Source organism: Aeromonas sp. 95A, from assembly GCF_051919235.1.
Lineage (GTDB): Bacteria > Pseudomonadota > Gammaproteobacteria > Enterobacterales > Aeromonadaceae > Aeromonas > Aeromonas veronii.
The window spans coordinates 1,780,103-1,796,598 of sequence record NZ_JBQBFC010000001.1 but is presented as its reverse complement, the minus strand read 5'-3'; the positions used below and the strand labels follow the sequence as shown (position 1 = coordinate 1,796,598).

The window sequence follows — 16,496 nt, the reverse complement described above, 5'->3', positions numbered from 1 at the left end:
TTAGGTTTTTGTTTATAAAGTCGATAATCTATCCATATCTGTATGACGTAGGAATATTGGCATGAGCGCTCTTTCTGTCCAGGGTCGGATTACCCTGATCGCCGGTTGCTGTCTGTTGGTGACAGCCGCCGCTCTGGTTGCCTCTTCGATTTACAACGCGAACAAGATGCAACAGCAGGTGCGGCAAGCCACCATGCACGAGGCGCAGCAGTCTGCCGAAAACTGGATGAAGGCGATGGGCTCGGAGCAGGCGGCCAAGGTGACCAGCTATCTCGATGAGGCCTATTTCCGCGCCAGTTTGCTGGCGGAGAGCGTGTTGTTCCAGCGCAAGAATGCGGCCGAGAACTTTGTCCATTCGGAGGCGCTGCGCAGCGCCGTCAATCAGCAGCTGCACGATGCCGTTGCCTCATCGACCAATCTGCTTGGTGTCTATGCGGTGTTCGAGCCTGACCAGCTGGATGGGGAAGACAGCAACTATCAGGGCTCAACGGCGCTGGGTTCCAACGACAAGGGTCGTTTTTCCAGTTACTGGGCCTATGACAACGGCAAGATAGAGCCGGAAGTGCAGAATGAGGATGTACTGGCCGATGAGAGCCCGACTGAGGCTGGTGGAATCGAAAACGAGTGGTATCGCTGCAGTATTCGCACCCGTGCCCTCTGCCTGCTGGAGCCCTACCTGGACGATGTGGGCGATAAACAGATATTGATGACCTCGGTGACGGTCCCGCTGCTGGAGCAGGAGACCTTGCTGGGGATGGTCGGGGTCGATATCTCGCTGGCTACTTTGCAGAGTCTGGTCAGTACCATGGACAAGGAGCTCTATGACGGCAAGGGCAGAATATTGCTGGTCAGTCACGAGGGGCGCGTGGCGGGAGCCGATGAGTTCGATGTGACCATGGGGCGCGGGCTGGATCAGAAGTATCAGGGGCTGGCCAGCGAGCTGAAAGGCTGGCTCAGTCAGGGGCAGGAGCTGACTCGCTGGAGCAGCGACGGCGCCTTGTTGCAGACTTTTGTCCCGGTATCCATGCGTGGCACCGACCGTAAATGGGGCATCTACATTGAATTGCCACGGGCCGTAGTACTGGCTTCGGCCCAGCAACTGCAAGATGAGTTGGCCAGTGAAGCCAATCGCAGCGTGGTCTCGCAGCTGTCAATCGGGGTGCTGATCTCGCTGGTGGCCCTGAGTTTTATCTGGTTGATGGCGCGCCAGATTGTGGCGCCCATCCGCGCCGTGGTTGCCCGCCTCAAGGATATCGCCAGCGGCGAGGGGGATTTGACCCAGCGTATCGAGATCCAGCGGCAAGACGAGATCGGCGAGCTGGCCAAGTGGTTCAACAGCTTCCTCAACAAGTTGCAATCCACCATCAGTCAGGTGATTGATACCGTCTCCGGTACGCGCAACAGTGCCGAGCGAGCCGCGCAGGTGGCCGAGCGCACCAGCAGCGGCATGCAGGCCCAGTATCAGGAGATCGATCTGGTGGCAACGGCATTTGAAGAGCTGAGCGCCACGGCGTTGCAGGTCTCCGGTAATGCCGGCTCGGCGGTGGCAGCCGCCAACACCACTGATGCCGCGGCGCAAGAGGGCAAATATGTCGTTGCCGACACCCAGGAAGCTATGCGCAAGCTGATGACCATCATCAACGATGCCCAGCCGGTGGTGGAGCGACTCTCCGCCAACAGCGACAACATCAATGACATCCTCATTGTGATCCAGGGAATTGCCGAGCAGACCAACTTGCTGGCGCTGAATGCGGCTATTGAAGCGGCGCGGGCCGGTGAGCAGGGCCGTGGCTTTGCCGTGGTGGCCGATGAGGTGCGCAATCTGGCCGGTCGCACCCAGAATGCCATCGTCGAGATCCAGACCCTGATCAGCCAACTGCAATCCGGTACCGGCGCCGTGGTCAAGGCGATCCGCGATGGTCATGGTCAGGCTGACGAGACGCTAGCCAAGGTGGATCTCTCGGTGCAGGTGCTGGAGCAGATTATCCAGTCGGTCTCCACCATCCATCAGATGAACGAGCAGATTGCCCGGGCGGCACAGGAGCAGAGCCGGGTGGCGGACGAGATCAACCGCAACGTCAGCAACATTCGCGATGTGAGCCACACCATACGGGCCGAGGCGGCGACCTCCGCCGAAAATGGTCGCGAGCTCTCTGCGCTGGCGGATAAACAACAGCAGCTGGTGGGGCAGTTCAAGGTATAGAAGGGATGAAAAAAGGCGCCATCCAGCTGGAGGCGCCAAACACATTCAGATGACAGACTGGGTCAAACCGGTGAGATTTGAGCCCCTCTTCCCGCAGAGGAAAAAACACAACACCACAATCGCAGTCGAAAGACTCACTAAAAACACATGTAAACCAACACGTAGTAGAAAATGTGAGCCATATGACGACTGATTGCTGGGCGAATTATGTTTATTCACTGGTCGACCCGCAACCGACAAATTATAATGCGCCCCATTAGAAAAACTCATCGTCGGCTGGTGTCATGTCTCGTCGTTTACCCCCGCTCAATGCCCTCAAGGCCTTTGAAGCTGCGGCTCGTCACTTAAGCTTTACCCGCGCAGCAGAAGAGTTGTTTGTGACTCAGGCTGCCATCAGTCACCAGATCAAGGCGCTGGAGGAGTATCTTGGCATCAAGTTGTTCCGCCGCAAAAACCGTTCCTTGTTGCTGACCGAAGAGGGGCAAGGCTATTTCCTGGATATCAAGGACATCTTTGCCTCCATCTCTGAGGCGACCGACAAGCTGCTGGCCCGCAGTGCCAAGGGGGCGTTGACTGTCAGTTTGCAGCCGAGTTTCGCCATCCAGTGGCTGGTGCCGCGGTTGGTCAAGTTCAGCGAGCGCCACCCCGATATCGACGTGCGGATCAAGGCGGTCGATCTCGACGAAGGGTCGCTCACCGACGATGTGGATGTGGCCATCTACTACGGGCGCGGAAACTGGCCGGGTCTGCGCTCGGACAAGCTCCATACCGAATACTTGATCCCGGTCTGTTCCCCCTTGCTGCTGACCGGGCCCAAACCGCTGCGTACGCCGCAAGATTTGACTCTTCATACCCTGCTGCACGATACCTCCCGCCGCGACTGGAAGGCCTGGTTCCGCCAGCTCGATATCGATGCACCCAACGTCAATCAGGGGCCCATCTTCAGCCACTCCACCATGGTGATCCAGGCGGCGATCCACGGCCAGGGGGTGGCGCTTGGCCACAGCGTGCTGGCACAACCCGAGATTGAGGCCGGCCGCCTTATCTGCCCGTTCGAGCAGGTGCTGGTGAGCAAAAATGCTTTCTATCTGGTGTGCCAGGAACAACAGTCGGATCAGGGCAAGATCGTGGCCTTCCGCGACTGGATGCTGGAGCTGGTGGAGCAGGAAGAGGCGCGTCGCAGGGCAAGGCTCGCCGATGCCTGATGTAATCCGCGAGGGGGCAATTGATGCCCCCGTTCGCATTTTGCTGGCCCACGGGGCAGGCGCGGGGATGGATCATGCCTTTCTTACCGAGTTGTCACGTCTGCTGGCTGGCCCCGACATCGAAGTGGTGCGCTTCAACTTTCCCTACATGACAAAGCGTGCACAGGATGGCAAGCGCCGCCCGCCGGACAGGGCGCCTGTGCTGCTCGCCCATTGGCGCGACATGATCCGCGAGTTTGCCCATCCACGGCTGTTTCTGGCAGGCAAGTCGATGGGCGGGCGGATGGTGGCGGAACTGTATAGCGCAGGCGAGGGTGAGATGAATGCTGCAGGATTGCTCATTCTCGGGTATCCTTTCCACCCTCCGGCCAAGCCCGACAGCTGGCGAGGCGAGGTACTCAAGCATATTGCAGTGCCAACCCTGCTGTTGCAGGGGGAGCGCGACACCTTCGGTAGTCGCGCTGAACTGGCCGATTTCCCCTTCTCACCCGCCGTATCGGTCCATTGGTTGACCGATGGTGATCATGGTTTCAAACCGCGAAAAGCCAGTGGCGTGAGTGAGCAGGAGAATATGCAGCATGCAGCGGCGGCCATCAGCCATTTTGTGGCCCGGCACGGATAGCACGAGAGGGTTGGTTTGATTGCCAGCCGTGATGAGAGAGGGAGAGTGAGGATGCAGATCCATCGATATTGGCTGATACTGGCCGGTCTCTTCGGGTTGACGGCCACCATGCTGGGGGCTTATGGCGCCCATGGATTGGCGGCGACCGGCATTACGCCCGAGCGTCTGGCGGCGTTCAATACCGCCGTGCAATATCAGTTTTTTCACGCATTGGCCCTGCTGGTTCTGGGCTGGTGTGGTGTGCGCAGCAGGGTGATCCACCTGGCTGGCACCGCTTTTGTGCTGGGGATCATCGGATTCTCCGGCAGTATTTACGCCATGGTGCTGCTTGGCAGCAAGGGGCTGGGGTTGATTACCCCGGCCGGTGGCCTCTGTTTTATGTTGGGATGGGCGGCCCTCTGCTGGGCTGGCTGTCGTCTTGGAGGAAAAAATGAATAATCTGCTGCTTTATTGCCGCCCCGGTTTTGAGAAAGAGGCGGCTGCAGAGATCACCGAGCGTGCCGGTAACATGCAGTGCTACGGTTTCGCCCGGGTCAAGGACGACAGCGGTTATGTGATCTTCGAACTGTATGACGAGGAGCAGGCGGACCTGCTGGCTCGCAAGCTGCCATTCCGGGAGCTCATCTTCATCCGTCAGATGCTGGTGGTTACCCATGAGCTGAAGGATCTGGATGTCGCGGACAGGATCTCCCCCATCCTTGAGGCGGTGAGTGACTACACCATTTGCGGCGATCTGCGTGTCGAAACCGCGGATACCAACGAAGCGAAAGAGCTGTCAGCCTTCTGCCGCAAGTTCACCGTGCCGCTGCGTCAGGCGCTGCGCAGCAACGAGATCCTGACCAAGAAGGAGACGCCGAACCGTCCGGTGTTCCACGCCTTCTTCATGGCCAATGATCATGTCTTGCTGGGTTACTCCTATTCGTTCAACAACTCCGGATTCCACATGGGGATCCCGCGCCTGCGCTTCCCGGCCGATGCACCGAGCCGCTCCAGCCTTAAGCTGGAGGAGGCGTTTTACGTGTTCGTGCCGCGGGAAGAGTGGGATGTGCGTCTCTGTTCAGGCATGAAGGCGGTGGATCTGGGCGCCTGTCCGGGTGGCTGGACCTATCAGCTGGTGCGCCGTGGCATGATGGTGACGGCGGTCGACAACGGCATGATGGCCCAATCCCTGATGGATACCGGTCAGGTCAAGCATATCCGGGATGACGGTTTCGTCTGGCGACCGAGCAAGAAGAACACCTACTGGCTGGTGTGCGACATGGTCGATAAACCGGCTCGGGTCGTTCACATGATTGCGGACTGGTTCCGTGAGGGCGACTGCCAGGAGGCGATGTTCAACCTCAAGCTGCCGATGAAGAAGCGTTATGCCGAGTCGGTGCACAATATCGAGGTATTGCGCGAGATGCTCAAGGAGATCGACAACGCGTTCGTGATCCAGGCCAAGCAGCTCTATCACGATCGAGAAGAGATCACCGTGCATGTTTACAACAAGTACTGGGTCTCCAAACTCGAGCCCAAGGCGTGATGTAGCCGTTCAGCCCGTACGATAAATACCAAGGCCGACAGGGAAACCTGTCGGCCTTTTGCTATTCGGCTGCCGGAAAATATCAGAAACGGTAATCGAGGCGCAGGGAGGATTCGTCGTCGGTCACCTTGATCTCTATCTGCAGCGGGATGGTTTTGTCGACCGGATTGAATTGCATCTTTATCCCATCTCCTCTCAGCCTGAGGGCGGTGTTCATTCCGCCAGCCTTGAACTTGACCTTGGGTCTGAAGCGTTCGACCGACAGACTGACGCTCTTCTCCGGGGTCAGATTGAGCTGCGGGTAGGAGGTGATCTTTTGATTACCAAAGTTGTCGGTGGAGACTTCAATACCAAACGACAGGGGTTTGGGTGCCTTGAGCAGGTCGTTGGTATTCAGGCTCGAGCGCCATACCTCGGTGGCAGTCCGTTTTTCCTGCTGTGGCAGTTTGGCGGTTTGGGTCTGTTGATCCTGCTCGAAAGCACTGGCAGTACCACACACCAGCATCAGACCCGAAACCAGATAGCACCCGTATCCCTTCATGAAAAACACTCCCTGTTCTTCTTCTCTATTGAACATAGTTGCTGTTTGGGGAGTGGCAAAGGATTCGGAAACATAAAAAAGGGAGCCGAAGCTCCCTTTTAAAATCAATGAATTAACTCACAAACGATCGATGATAGCCTGGGTGAATTCGCTGGTGGAAGCCGTGCCGCCCAGATCGCGGGTGACCCGATCACCGGATTCGATGGTAGCTCGTACCGCCTTGCGGATCCGCTCTGCTTTATCCTGCATGCCGAGGTACTCCAGCATCTGAATGGAGGCCAGGATCACCGAGGTCGGGTTGGCGATATTCTTGCCAGCTATGTCAGGCGCAGAGCCGTGGACCGCTTCGAAGATGGCCGCGCCATCGCCGATGTTGGCGCCGGGCGCCATGCCAAGGCCGCCGACCAGACCGGCGCAAAGATCCGAGAGAATGTCGCCGAACAGGTTGGTGGTGACCATGACATCGAAACGCTCCGGGTACATCACCAGGTTCATGCAGGCGGCATCGACGATCATCTCTTCGCTCTGGATATCCGGATAGTGGCTGGCGATTTCACGGGCTACTTCGAGGAACAGGCCGGAGGTCGACTTAAGGATGTTCGCCTTGTGGATGATGGTGACCTTCTTGCGCCCTTCCTGACGAGCCAGCTCGAAGGCGAACTTGACGATGCGCTCGGCCCCTTCGCGGGTGATGATGCTCATCGCCTCGGCACTCTTGTTGTCATCGCTACGCTTCTGACCTGCACCCGAGTACATCCCTTCGGTGTTTTCACGCACCGTGATGATGTCGATGTTGTCGTAACGGCTTCTGGTGCCCTTGAAGGAGATGACCGGACGCACGTTGGCGTAGAGGTTGAACTTCTTGCGCAGGGAGACGTTGATGGAGGTAAAACCGCCGCCGACCGGTGTGGTCAATGGCCCTTTCAGGCTCACCTTGTTCTTCTCAATCAGATCCAGGGTAGCCTGGGGCAGCAACTCGCCATGCTTCTCGAGGGCAACCAGACCCGCATCAGCGTATTCGTACTCAAAGTCACAGCCCGCATGGGTCAGGATCTGGATGGCTGATTCAATGATGCTGGGGCCGATGCCGTCGCCGGGGATCACGGTAATTTTTCTTTTGGACATGAGAGGGTTCCACTTCCAGGGTATAGGGGAGGATGGGGCTGCTTTATAGCATTTACTCAGCAAACCAACCACATTCCCTTACATTCTACTCACTTTTATCAACAGCGAGGGTGAGTCTCGTCATGGTTCACGCCCTTGCCTGCATTTTTGTTCGGCACTTTAGTCTGGCTGGGGCGGGTAGCGAATGTCCCGCAGGTTGAATCCCAGCGGAATATCCTGCTGCAAGCGTACCAGCCGCTGGGCCAGCAGGGCCTCATCCTGATGTTGGCGCAGCTTGATCAGGGGCTTGGCGGCATCCTCTTGCTGACAGGCTTCGAGCATGGCTGCCAGATTGCCATATTGCTGCAACAGCTGGGTGGCGGTCTTGGGGCCGATCCCCGGAACCCCCTTGATATTGGAACCGCTGATACCGGTCAGGGCCCAGAAGTCGACCAGCTGAGCAGGGGCTACCCCATATTGCTGCTGGACGAAGGCCGCATCCAGCCAGCGCTTGTTGAAGTAGTCGCGCACCCGGATCTGCTGGCAGATCAGTTGGCAGAAGCCCTTGTCGGTGGAGATGATGGTCGCCTGATGGCCATGGCTGGCGATGCCGCAGGCGAGAGTGGCGATAAGGTCATCTGCTTCATCGGTCTCGGAGAGCAGGGCATCGACCCCGCACTCCCAAAAGGCATCCTGCAGGGTCGCCAGCCCTTCACGCAGTTCGGGGGGCATGGGAGTTCGCCCTTCCTTGTAGGCCGGATAGACCTCCTTGCGCCAGCTATGCACCTCGCCATCAAACACGGCAATGACATGGGTCGGCTCGCTATTGGCCAGCAGCTTGCGGCAGGTATTGATAAGGTTGGCGCGGGTGGCAACCAGCGCCTGGGCAGGGGTCAGTGCCTGCTGGGCCTGTACCGCGTACAGACGGCGAATGAGGTTGAGGGCATCGATGATGAGCAGGTGTGGCCGGATAGTTGACATGGGGCACTCTTGGCGGTCGGGACGCCCCATTGTAACAAACCGCTCGCCTTATGGGGGATTGATGGCAGTCGGGAAGGCATAGCGCCAATAAAGAGGGGCGCCGATGCGCCCCTCTGTCGATGATGTATCTGTACCCTAGCGGACGATTTCGTAGCAGGGCACATATTGGCTGCCCGGCAGCTTCATCCGCTGCTGCTTGACGAAGCTCTCCAGCAGTTTGTCCATCAGGTGCATCAGCTCCTTGTCGCCGTGCAACTTGAAGGGGCCCTTCTTCTCGATGGCGCGAATGCCCCCTTCCTTGACGTTGCCGGCGACGATGCCGGAGAAGGCACGACGCAGGTTGGCGGCCAGCAACTGGGGCGGCTGGTTGCGGTGAAGGTCCAGACTGGCCATGCTGGCGTGATCCGGTTCGAAGGGGAGCTGGAACTCCGGCTCAATCTTGAGGGACCAGTTGAAGGAGTAGGCATCGCCGACCGATTTGCGGTATTCGCGGATTTTCGGCATCGCCTCTTTCATCACCCGGGCCACTTCCGGCGCATCGCCGACAATGATCCGGTAGAGCTTGGTCGCAGGTTCACCGAGGGTCGCCTTGATGAAGTCGTCGATGGCACGGAAGTAGTCGGCACTCTCTTTCGGGCCGGTCAGGATGATGGGCATCGGCTGCCGCTCGTTGGCCGGATGCATCATGATGCCGAGCAGATAGAGCAGCTCTTCGGCGGTGCCGACCCCGCCCGGGAAGATGATGATGCCGTGACCGAGGCGCACGAAGGCTTCCAGCCGTTTCTCGATATCCGGCAGGATCACCAGCTCGTTGACGATGGGGTTGGGCGGTTCGGCCGCAATGATTGAAGGCTCGGTCAGGCCGATGTAGCGGCCGTTTCTTACCCGCTGTTTAGCATGGCCGACGGCGGCTCCCTTCATCGGGCCCTCCATGGCGCCAGGGCCGCAACCGGTACAGATGTTCAGCTCACGCAAGCCCAGTTCGCTGCCCACGGCGCGGGTGTACTGGTATTCGATCTCGTTGATGGAGTGGCCACCCCAGCAGACGATCAGGTTGGGATCGGCGCCGGGCAGGATCACCTTGGCGTTGCGCAGGATGGCGAACACCACGTTGGAGATGTGAGTGGAGTTGGTCAGATTGACCAGGCGGTTGGACTCGAGCTGATTGGAGACATAGAGAATGTCGCGCAGCACCGAGAAGAGGTGCTCCTGAATGCCGCGAATGATCTCGCCATCGACAAAGGCGTGCTCGGGGGCATTGAACAGTTCCAGCTTGACCCCGCGCTCGCGCCGGATCACATGAATATCGAACGATTTGAAGCGCTCCAGTATCTCCTTGGAGCTGTCGGTATGGCTACCTGAATTGAGCACTGCCAGCGAGCAGTTGCGAAACAGTTGATAGATATCGCTGGAGGCAGTCTGCTTGAGGCGATCCACCTCAAGCTGTGACAGCAAATCCATGCTGCCGACGGGATTGATGTGCGTAATCATAGGTTCCCCTTTACTCACTTGTTATCGTTGTGTTTTTCCCTGGGGAGAAAAGGGGACGCTATGTTGCATCCCCTGAGATCGATAGTAGTGGTAACAGAGGGTGGAGGGAAATAGGGCGACGACTGTTCGCTGTTTTTTTAGCCGCTTGTCAGGCCAGTGTCACTTGATCCCGACCGGTGTGCTTGGAGTGGTAGAGCGCCTTGTCCGCCCGCTCGAACACATCTGATGGGTTGTCCCCATCCTTGAACAGGGTTGCACCGATGGAGATGGTGATCTCCACCTTGGCATCGCGAAAACGGAACGGGATGCTCTTGATGGTCTGGCGCAGGGTCTCCAGCGGCTTCTGGAACTTGTCCGGGTTGATGTTGGGCAGCAACACCACGAACTCTTCCCCACCAAAGCGGGCGATGAAGTCGGTGTCACGCAGTGCACTCTGCAGTGCTTTGGCGACCACTTTCAGTGCCTTGTCACCCGCCATATGGCCGTAGTTGTCATTGATATTCTTGAAGTGATCGATGTCGATGATCGCCATGCAGAGCGGAGTGCGGTAACGAAGCCAACGTTTGTACTCCTGCTCCAGCCGTTCATCGAGGGCGGCCCGGTTGTGCACCTGGGTCAGGCTGTCGAGGAACAGCTTGTGTTTTTGAATGGTCAGCCGCTTCTTGTACTCGGCGGTCTCCTCCTTCATCAAGCGCAGCTTGGACTCCATGGTGGAGAGGCGGGTGAGCAGGTGACGCTCCCGCGCCGCCGTGCTGTCACGCTCTTGCAGCAGCAGGTTGATGGCGCCCATATGGCCGGAGATGGCGCGCTTGAGCGCATCGATGGAGTTATGGCTGGCCAGGGAGTGATCGATCGCCTGCAACTCGTTGACCAGCGCCTCGCGGGTCTCGCGGGTTTCGTTTTGCAGCGCACGCCCCTCATCGAGGGATTCGGTAAACCCGACATGTACCGCGGACAGGCTCTCGTTGAGGGAGCTGAGGAAGGCGCGGGAGGCTTTGCGCTCCTCACGGGTGCCTTCGATGATGAGCTCGATCACCTGCAGGCAGGTTTCCGCCAGCAGGGCAGGGTTGATCCCGATCAGCAGTTGGCGGCGAATGTCGCTCAGGCTCTCGCCGATGGCGCCGGCAAAGTCGAGTTCGGTGATAAGCCGCTGCAGCTCATCGGCGATACGGGCGTGATCCTTGAGATCAAACGGGTCGACATCGGGTTGGCCATCGTTGCTGGCAGTATCGCTTTCTTGTTGAGTTGCACCTGACGGTGCCAACAGGGGCTGGCTTGGCAGCAGCTGGATCTTGATCGCCTGCTGGTAAAACTCCAGCAGCTTGATCACCTTTTTCTGGTGATCGGCAATGCTGTAACCGGCGGGACTTGCCAGAAATTCCTTGAGGGACTTGCGGGTCTCTTCCGGGAAGCCCTTGATGTTTTTCAGCTGTTTGGAACCAAGTTCGATGGCGGTCTGGGTCAGGGTGATCGACTCTTCCAGCGCATTGCTGTGCTGCTGCAGCAGTTTTTCAATGGCCAGCAGATCCTCGTCTAGCGCGGTAAATGCGGGGTTGTTATCCAGTTTCTGCTTGAGCTTGGCGAAGCGATTGTCCAGCTCGCGGTCGAAGCCACGGCAGGAGAGCATCAACTTGTTGATAAACTGGATGCCGCGAGCACGCTCTGCATCAGAAAACGACAGCACGCCGTCGAGTTCCAGCTGTTTCTGCTGAAGGGATTCCCTGAGTCTTGCCAATTGTCCTGCTACGGCAGCGATGTCATTCATTATCAGGTCGCCCTGTTGTCATTATTGTTTTTGGTGTTGGATAGCAACAGTGGTCGAACCTGGTTTCGATCCTCGCCTGTTATCTACATTATTTCCTGGTGGTTATCAGCTGCCGGCTTCCTTGCAAGGCTGGGCCAATTAACCCATTGCTTTTCATGAGAAGAATTGACTTTTACCAGTCCCTTGTCAATTGCCATCAGGCCGCATTGCCACACATCTCCATTAAAAAATGCCGCTTGTTGGCAATCGATCGCAGCCAGCTCCAACCAGGCGTTTTGCTGGCATTTTTCACTGAGCTGAATGGCTCCCGACAGAGCGAGATAGCAGAGGTCAAACAGGCCATTGTGATCGAGCGCGGTCGCCGCTTTCGGCAGGAAGGGGTGACTGACAATCCCGAGGCTGATCTGGCGATCCAGCGGATAGTTGCAAGGGAAGGCGGCGATGGCGGTCAGCAGGTCTCCCGCCAGTTGATGCAGGTTGGTGACGTGGCGCTGTGGCACCACATAGAGCATGTGTCCTTCACGCAAGTCATAGATACGGCCATCTTGCGGAGTCAGGGTGTCCATATAGGCACCGAAGGCCTGCTCGATTTCTCTGCTGGCCTGATAGCCGTGGCGCTCCAGCGTATTGACCAGGAAAGGTACCCGGAACAGCAGATAGTGCAGTTTGTCATCGAACTCGCTGGAGGGCTGTTCGCTGAGGTACCAGCGATCCGATTTCAGCTGGCGCTTTGCCATCTCCCGCGGCCAGCGGTTCATCAGTCGCTGCCAGTTGGCTAGCCCCGAGCGTGGCTCGATCAGCAGGGCCTCATTGGTCCGTTTCAGTTGCAGGCGGGCAGTACGAAGCTTGAGCCAGAGGGTGAAGAAGAGGTAGATAAAGAGCGCCAGCAGCAGGCTGGTGGTGATGCTCGACCAGAGATAGCGCTCCTGCTGATGCTGGCTGTTGTTAAGTCGCTGCTCCAGCTCCTTGATATGTTGTACCCGCTCGACTTGAACATAGTTGTCGCGGATCGCCGCCTGCTCCATGGCCTGCTCCTGCTGGCGCACCTCCTCGCCAAGACGGTGGAAGCGCTTGTAGCTGTCGAGAGCCTGACGCAGATACCCCTTCTGCTCGTAGGCAAGCGACAACAGGCGGAATACCTCGTACTGACGGCGAGTATCGCCGAGCTGATTGGCCAGCGCGCGGGCGTTCTCCAACTGCAGGATGGCGATGGCGGCCTCCTGCTTCTTCAGATAGAGCTCGCCGAGCAGCAACAGGGTATCGATCAGCGGCTCTTTGGCATCGCCCAGCTCATGGGACTGACGGGCCGCATTGAGGTAGTTGCTGGCCAGCGAGAGGTTGCCGCTTTGCAGGTAGGTCTTGCCGATTTCGTATTTGAGCAGGGAGGCCTGCGGTCGGTTGCTCCCTTCATCGAGCAGATCCAGCGCATTGAAGAAGTAGACCAGCGCCATATTGAGGTCGCCCTGCTCGCGGTTGAGTCGCGCCAGCACCATCAGGGAGTCGCACAGCAGGGAAGGGTTGCCGATGGAGTGGAAGTAGTTGGCCGCCTCATTGGCATACTGCAGCGCTTTCTGGGGCTCCTGCTCCTGCTGATAGAGTTTGACTATCTGGTTCGACAGCAGGCCGAGAAAGAGCGGGTCGTTGAGGCTTTTGGCCTGTTGCTGGGCATCGATATATTCCCCCAGTGCCAGCTGTGGCTGCTGCAGCGCGCGATAGAGGTCGCCGCTGATGGCGCTGACCCAGGCACTGGCGAGGGGATTGGGGGTCTTGGCGGCCCAGATCCGCGCATCTGCCAAGTGGGCCTTGGCATCATCGAAGTGCTGGTTCTCGATGTCGTAGCTGGTGCGTTGCAGGCGGCCATAGATCTGCAGCTGGCTCTGCTTGAGCGTGGGGACGGCCAACTGTTCGTCCAGTTGATCCATCAGGGCGCGGCTGGTGCTCTGGTTATCCGGTTTGAGGGCCTGACTGCGGATCTTGAGATAGAGGCCGTGCGCCTTGAGTTCCGGTTGCCGCTCTTTGTCTGCCAGCGCCATCGCCTTGTCGAGCGCTTGCTGGGTGGCCTGATATTGGCCCAGTTGCAGCAGACACTCCCCTTTGAGCAGGTGGGCGCCTATGGTCTGGGCCGCCGTGCTGTAGCTCAGGATGGGCTCGCGATAACCGAACTCCTGGCGATTGCTGATGATTTGCTGGGGATTATTGGCTGCGCGCGTCAGGAAGGCTGTGGTGATCTGGACGCATCTGGCAGGATCGGTCAGTACCATCGATTGCGCTTGTTGCAGATCGATAGAGAGTTGCTCCTTGTCGAGATCCAGATTCGGAGCTGACAGGGAGGACATCATCATGGCCAGAAAAAACAGTTGATTCATTGGATTAAGGACGGCGCAGAGGTGTTGGCATGTTATCCAAGCCCCCCCCTGCGAGTCCAGCGTTTACTGTGGTTTGCTGGTGGCCGGCAAGTGGGTTTCGTCTGGATTTTATTATCCAGCCTCCTTATCCCTGCTGCGTAAAGCATCGATTGAAACCTTTTTGCAAGTCATGGAGGGCAGTGTGCCTGCCCTCTCTGTCGCAACTCGACTTTATTGGCGGATCAGACGCAAGTTGGCGGGCACGGCTTCGAAATCGGAGCGGAACGGGTTGATGTCGAGGCCGCCGCGGCGGGTATAGCGGGCATAGACGGTCAACTGCTCAGGCTGGCAATAGTGCTTGAGGTCGATAAAGATCCGCTCGATGCACTGCTCGTGGAACTCGTTGTGCTGGCGGAACGAGATGAGGTAGCGCAGCAGCTTCTCCCGATCGAGTTTCGGCCCCTTGTAGCGGATCACCACAGAGCCCCAGTCGGGCTGGCTGGTCACCAGACAGTTGGATTTGAGCAGGTGGCTGTGCAGGGTCTCCTCGACCAGCTCGCTGCCTGCCGCCCCTTGCAGCAGGGACGCATCAAACTCGTAATTGTCTACCTCGATATCCTGCTCATCAATACACTCGCCGGGCAGCTGGGCAATCTGGTGCGGCGCCTTGTCGAGGGGGAACAGGGTCACCTTGACGGTCTCCCCGGCACAGGCGCTCAGATCCTTGGACAGCATGGCGGCGACTGCCTCGATAGAGTCGCAACGGGTCTGGTTGAAGGAGTTGAGGTAGAGCTTGAAGGATTTGGATTCGATCAGGTTCGCACTGGTGGCAGGAATGGTCACTTCCCCCACCGCCACCATCGGCTTGCCCTTGGCATTGAGCCAGGAGAGCTCATAGAGGGTCCAGACATCGCAACCGCTAAAGGGCAGGTCATCGCCCAGCTTGAGATCATCCCGGTTCAGGCTACGTGGAACCGGCTGCAGCAGGGAGGGGGTGTACTGGCTGATGTAATCGGATTGCTGGCCCAGGCTCAGGCCGGTCAGGGCGCTGGCCCCGGCGTATCTATCTTGTTTGCTCACAGGGTTGCTCACGTAATGTGCTCATGATGAGTGGAATGAAACGGGCCATTGCTGGGCCGGATGGTTGCAGCCGTTTGGCTTGGGTGTCGGCCTCTCTGTATCCCGGGTTCTGTTTCCCGGGTCGCAAGGTCGGCTGGCAACCTTGTCTGTTACCGGGTTTGGTGGTGCAATAGCGGACTTTGCCAGCAATTGTGGGGATTTTCGATGTCGGATCAAGTTTTGTCTGCCCTGGAGCACTTTTTTGCCCGCTGGCAACGGGATGGCGAGGCCAGACGAGGCCTGCCCCTGTGCGAGTGGGAGGCGGACTGGCGTTCCCCCTGCCAACTTGGTGAGCCTGCCGATGGTCGGGTTGCCTGGCGTCCTCACCATCGCTCCGAACCCGCCGATTTTACAGCCATGGCCGACGCCCTTGAGCTGACGATTCATCCCAGCGCCATCGCCCTGTTCGGGCACTGGTTCAGCCGCCCCATCCCCTGCCTTTTCAAGGGGCTGCGCCTTGAGTTGATCCTGCCGTGGAACGACGCGGATCTCGACCTGCTCAAGGAGAACCTCATCGGCCACCTGCTGATGCTGCGCAAGCTAAAACGCACCCCCTCCATCTTTATTGCCACCACCCGCAACGAGATGACGCTCATCTCGCTGGATAACGAGAGTGGTCGGGTGTGGCTGGAGTGGCTCGATTCCGGTCGCCGTCTGACGCTGGCGCCCTCTTTGCCGGCGTTTCTGGAACGGCTGGAGACGTTGCCACAATAGCGCCGGTTCGAGCCAAGGTTACCCATCGGAACGAAAAGAGCCTTGCCATGCGGCAAGGCTCTTTTTTATGGCGGCACGTACATGGGACGCGCTTAATCCTTGAAATCCCAGGAGAGGTTGGAGACCAGCCGGCAGCTGTCGCACTTGAAGTCGAAGATCTCGTGCAGCGGCGCTGCCAGCGCCCACTCACCGCCACAGCTGGGGCAGGGGCGCGCCTTCTCTTCGGCCGCGCTCAACCCGCCCACCCGGTAGAGGTAGTAGTAGGTGGGGATGCCGGTCAGCACCTCCAGCCGTTTGGTGAGATCGCTGCCACGCCGGTAGAGACGACTGCCCACTTCCCCAATCTCGTGCAGCGCCGCATGTTCGGCGATGGAGCCGTTCATCTGTAACTGATCACACGCCTCCCAATCCTCCTGCCACTTGATGATCTGTTTCTGATCGCCATTGGCGACTGCGGGCAGTTGGTAGAGCGGAATGGGGGCGAAGTGGTCGCCACAGCGCAGCGGCGAGCAGGTATGCAAAAAACTGGTATAGAGCAGCATCCAGCTCGGCCGCTCGCCCTGCTGGCCGCAAGGATCTGTGCTGTCGGAGAGCAGATCCGCCCCCTGCAGATGAAGTTTCGGCGCCAGCAGCCCCGCCTGATTGAGCTGCTGCTCGGCCAGCTTGACCTGCTCGCTCTGGTTGTCCGGGTGCAGGCTGTCCTGCTCCGGGCAGACCACCCGGCTGACGAAATAGCCCTCGTGCATGCTGGTGGGAAACTCGCGGCCGAGGATCTGGCCCTGATTGCGCAGCATGTCCAGATAGTTGACGATGGCCCGCTCGGCGTCGCCAAGGGAGGTATCGCGGTAACACTCAAAGCAGAGTTCGACGATATACATGGT

General features: G+C 58.5%; 14 protein-coding genes. 6 read left to right on the top strand and 8 right to left on the bottom strand.

The window, feature by feature from the left end:
* Positions 1 to 61: 61 nt before the first annotated feature.
* The 5 genes from ACTG2U_RS07880 (at position 62) to rlmM (ending at position 5,555) form a co-directional block, all read left to right on the top strand.
* Positions 62 to 2,203, top strand: a complete 2,142-nt coding sequence (locus ACTG2U_RS07880) for a methyl-accepting chemotaxis protein (RefSeq protein ID WP_064338581.1) — start codon at positions 62 to 64, stop codon at positions 2,201 to 2,203.
* 284 nt (positions 2,204 to 2,487) lie between these two features.
* Complete coding sequence (locus tag ACTG2U_RS07875) at positions 2,488 to 3,408, top strand: transcriptional regulator GcvA (protein WP_005338622.1); 921 nt, start codon at positions 2,488 to 2,490, stop codon at positions 3,406 to 3,408.
* Entirely contained in the window at positions 3,401 to 4,030 is a 630-nt protein-coding gene (locus ACTG2U_RS07870; protein WP_439974322.1) for an alpha/beta family hydrolase, read from the top strand. Before ACTG2U_RS07875 ends, ACTG2U_RS07870 begins: the two co-directional genes overlap by 8 nt.
* 51 nt (positions 4,031 to 4,081) lie before the next feature.
* Entirely contained in the window at positions 4,082 to 4,468 is a 387-nt protein-coding gene (locus ACTG2U_RS07865; RefSeq protein WP_439974321.1) for a DUF423 domain-containing protein, read from the top strand.
* Complete coding sequence (gene rlmM / locus ACTG2U_RS07860) at positions 4,461 to 5,555, top strand: 23S rRNA (cytidine(2498)-2'-O)-methyltransferase RlmM (protein WP_005338617.1); 1,095 nt, start codon at positions 4,461 to 4,463, stop codon at positions 5,553 to 5,555. The genes ACTG2U_RS07865 and rlmM overlap by 8 nt, the downstream gene beginning before the upstream one ends.
* Positions 5,556 to 5,637: 82 nt before the next feature.
* On the opposite strand, the gene ACTG2U_RS07855 is transcribed toward rlmM, so the two are convergent.
* The 7 genes from ACTG2U_RS07855 to queF form a co-directional block, all read right to left on the bottom strand.
* The gene (locus tag ACTG2U_RS07855; RefSeq protein WP_005349721.1) at positions 5,638 to 6,096 is read right to left on the bottom strand and encodes a hypothetical protein; all 459 of its coding nucleotides are present in this window, start codon (positions 6,094 to 6,096) and stop codon (positions 5,638 to 5,640) included.
* A gap of 117 nt (positions 6,097 to 6,213) precedes the next feature.
* Positions 6,214 to 7,221, bottom strand: coding sequence for an isocitrate dehydrogenase (locus ACTG2U_RS07850; RefSeq protein ID WP_429122012.1), 1,008 nt, complete (start codon positions 7,219 to 7,221; stop codon positions 6,214 to 6,216).
* A 159-nt stretch (positions 7,222 to 7,380) separates the two neighbouring features.
* Positions 7,381 to 8,181: a flap endonuclease Xni gene (gene xni / locus ACTG2U_RS07845; protein ID WP_335812056.1), complete on the bottom strand. Its 801-nt coding sequence runs from the start codon at positions 8,179 to 8,181 to the stop codon at positions 7,381 to 7,383.
* A gap of 135 nt (positions 8,182 to 8,316) precedes the next feature.
* Positions 8,317 to 9,672 (bottom strand): nucleotide 5'-monophosphate nucleosidase PpnN, encoded by a 1,356-nt coding sequence (gene ppnN, locus ACTG2U_RS07840; RefSeq protein ID WP_019445906.1) that lies wholly within the window; start codon positions 9,670 to 9,672, stop codon positions 8,317 to 8,319.
* 148 nt (positions 9,673 to 9,820) lie between these two features.
* Complete coding sequence (locus ACTG2U_RS07835) at positions 9,821 to 11,437, bottom strand: GGDEF domain-containing protein (protein ID WP_088869971.1); 1,617 nt, start codon at positions 11,435 to 11,437, stop codon at positions 9,821 to 9,823.
* An 83-nt stretch (positions 11,438 to 11,520) separates the two neighbouring features.
* Complete coding sequence (locus ACTG2U_RS07830; protein ID WP_236352931.1) at positions 11,521 to 13,803, bottom strand: tetratricopeptide repeat protein; 2,283 nt, start codon at positions 13,801 to 13,803, stop codon at positions 11,521 to 11,523.
* Positions 13,804 to 14,013: 210 nt separating this feature from the next.
* Entirely contained in the window at positions 14,014 to 14,862 is an 849-nt protein-coding gene (queF, locus tag ACTG2U_RS07825; RefSeq protein WP_439974320.1) for an NADPH-dependent 7-cyano-7-deazaguanine reductase QueF, read from the bottom strand.
* A 204-nt stretch (positions 14,863 to 15,066) separates the two neighbouring features.
* Between queF and syd the strand changes: the two genes are divergently transcribed.
* Positions 15,067 to 15,615: a SecY-interacting protein gene (gene syd, locus ACTG2U_RS07820; protein WP_236395744.1), complete on the top strand. Its 549-nt coding sequence runs from the start codon at positions 15,067 to 15,069 to the stop codon at positions 15,613 to 15,615.
* A 92-nt stretch (positions 15,616 to 15,707) separates the two neighbouring features.
* Here syd and ACTG2U_RS07815 read toward each other — a convergent pair whose 3' ends face one another.
* The gene (locus ACTG2U_RS07815) at positions 15,708 to 16,493 is read right to left on the bottom strand and encodes a Zn-ribbon-containing protein (RefSeq protein WP_439974319.1); all 786 of its coding nucleotides are present in this window, start codon (positions 16,491 to 16,493) and stop codon (positions 15,708 to 15,710) included.
* Positions 16,494 to 16,496: the final 3 nt, after the last annotated feature.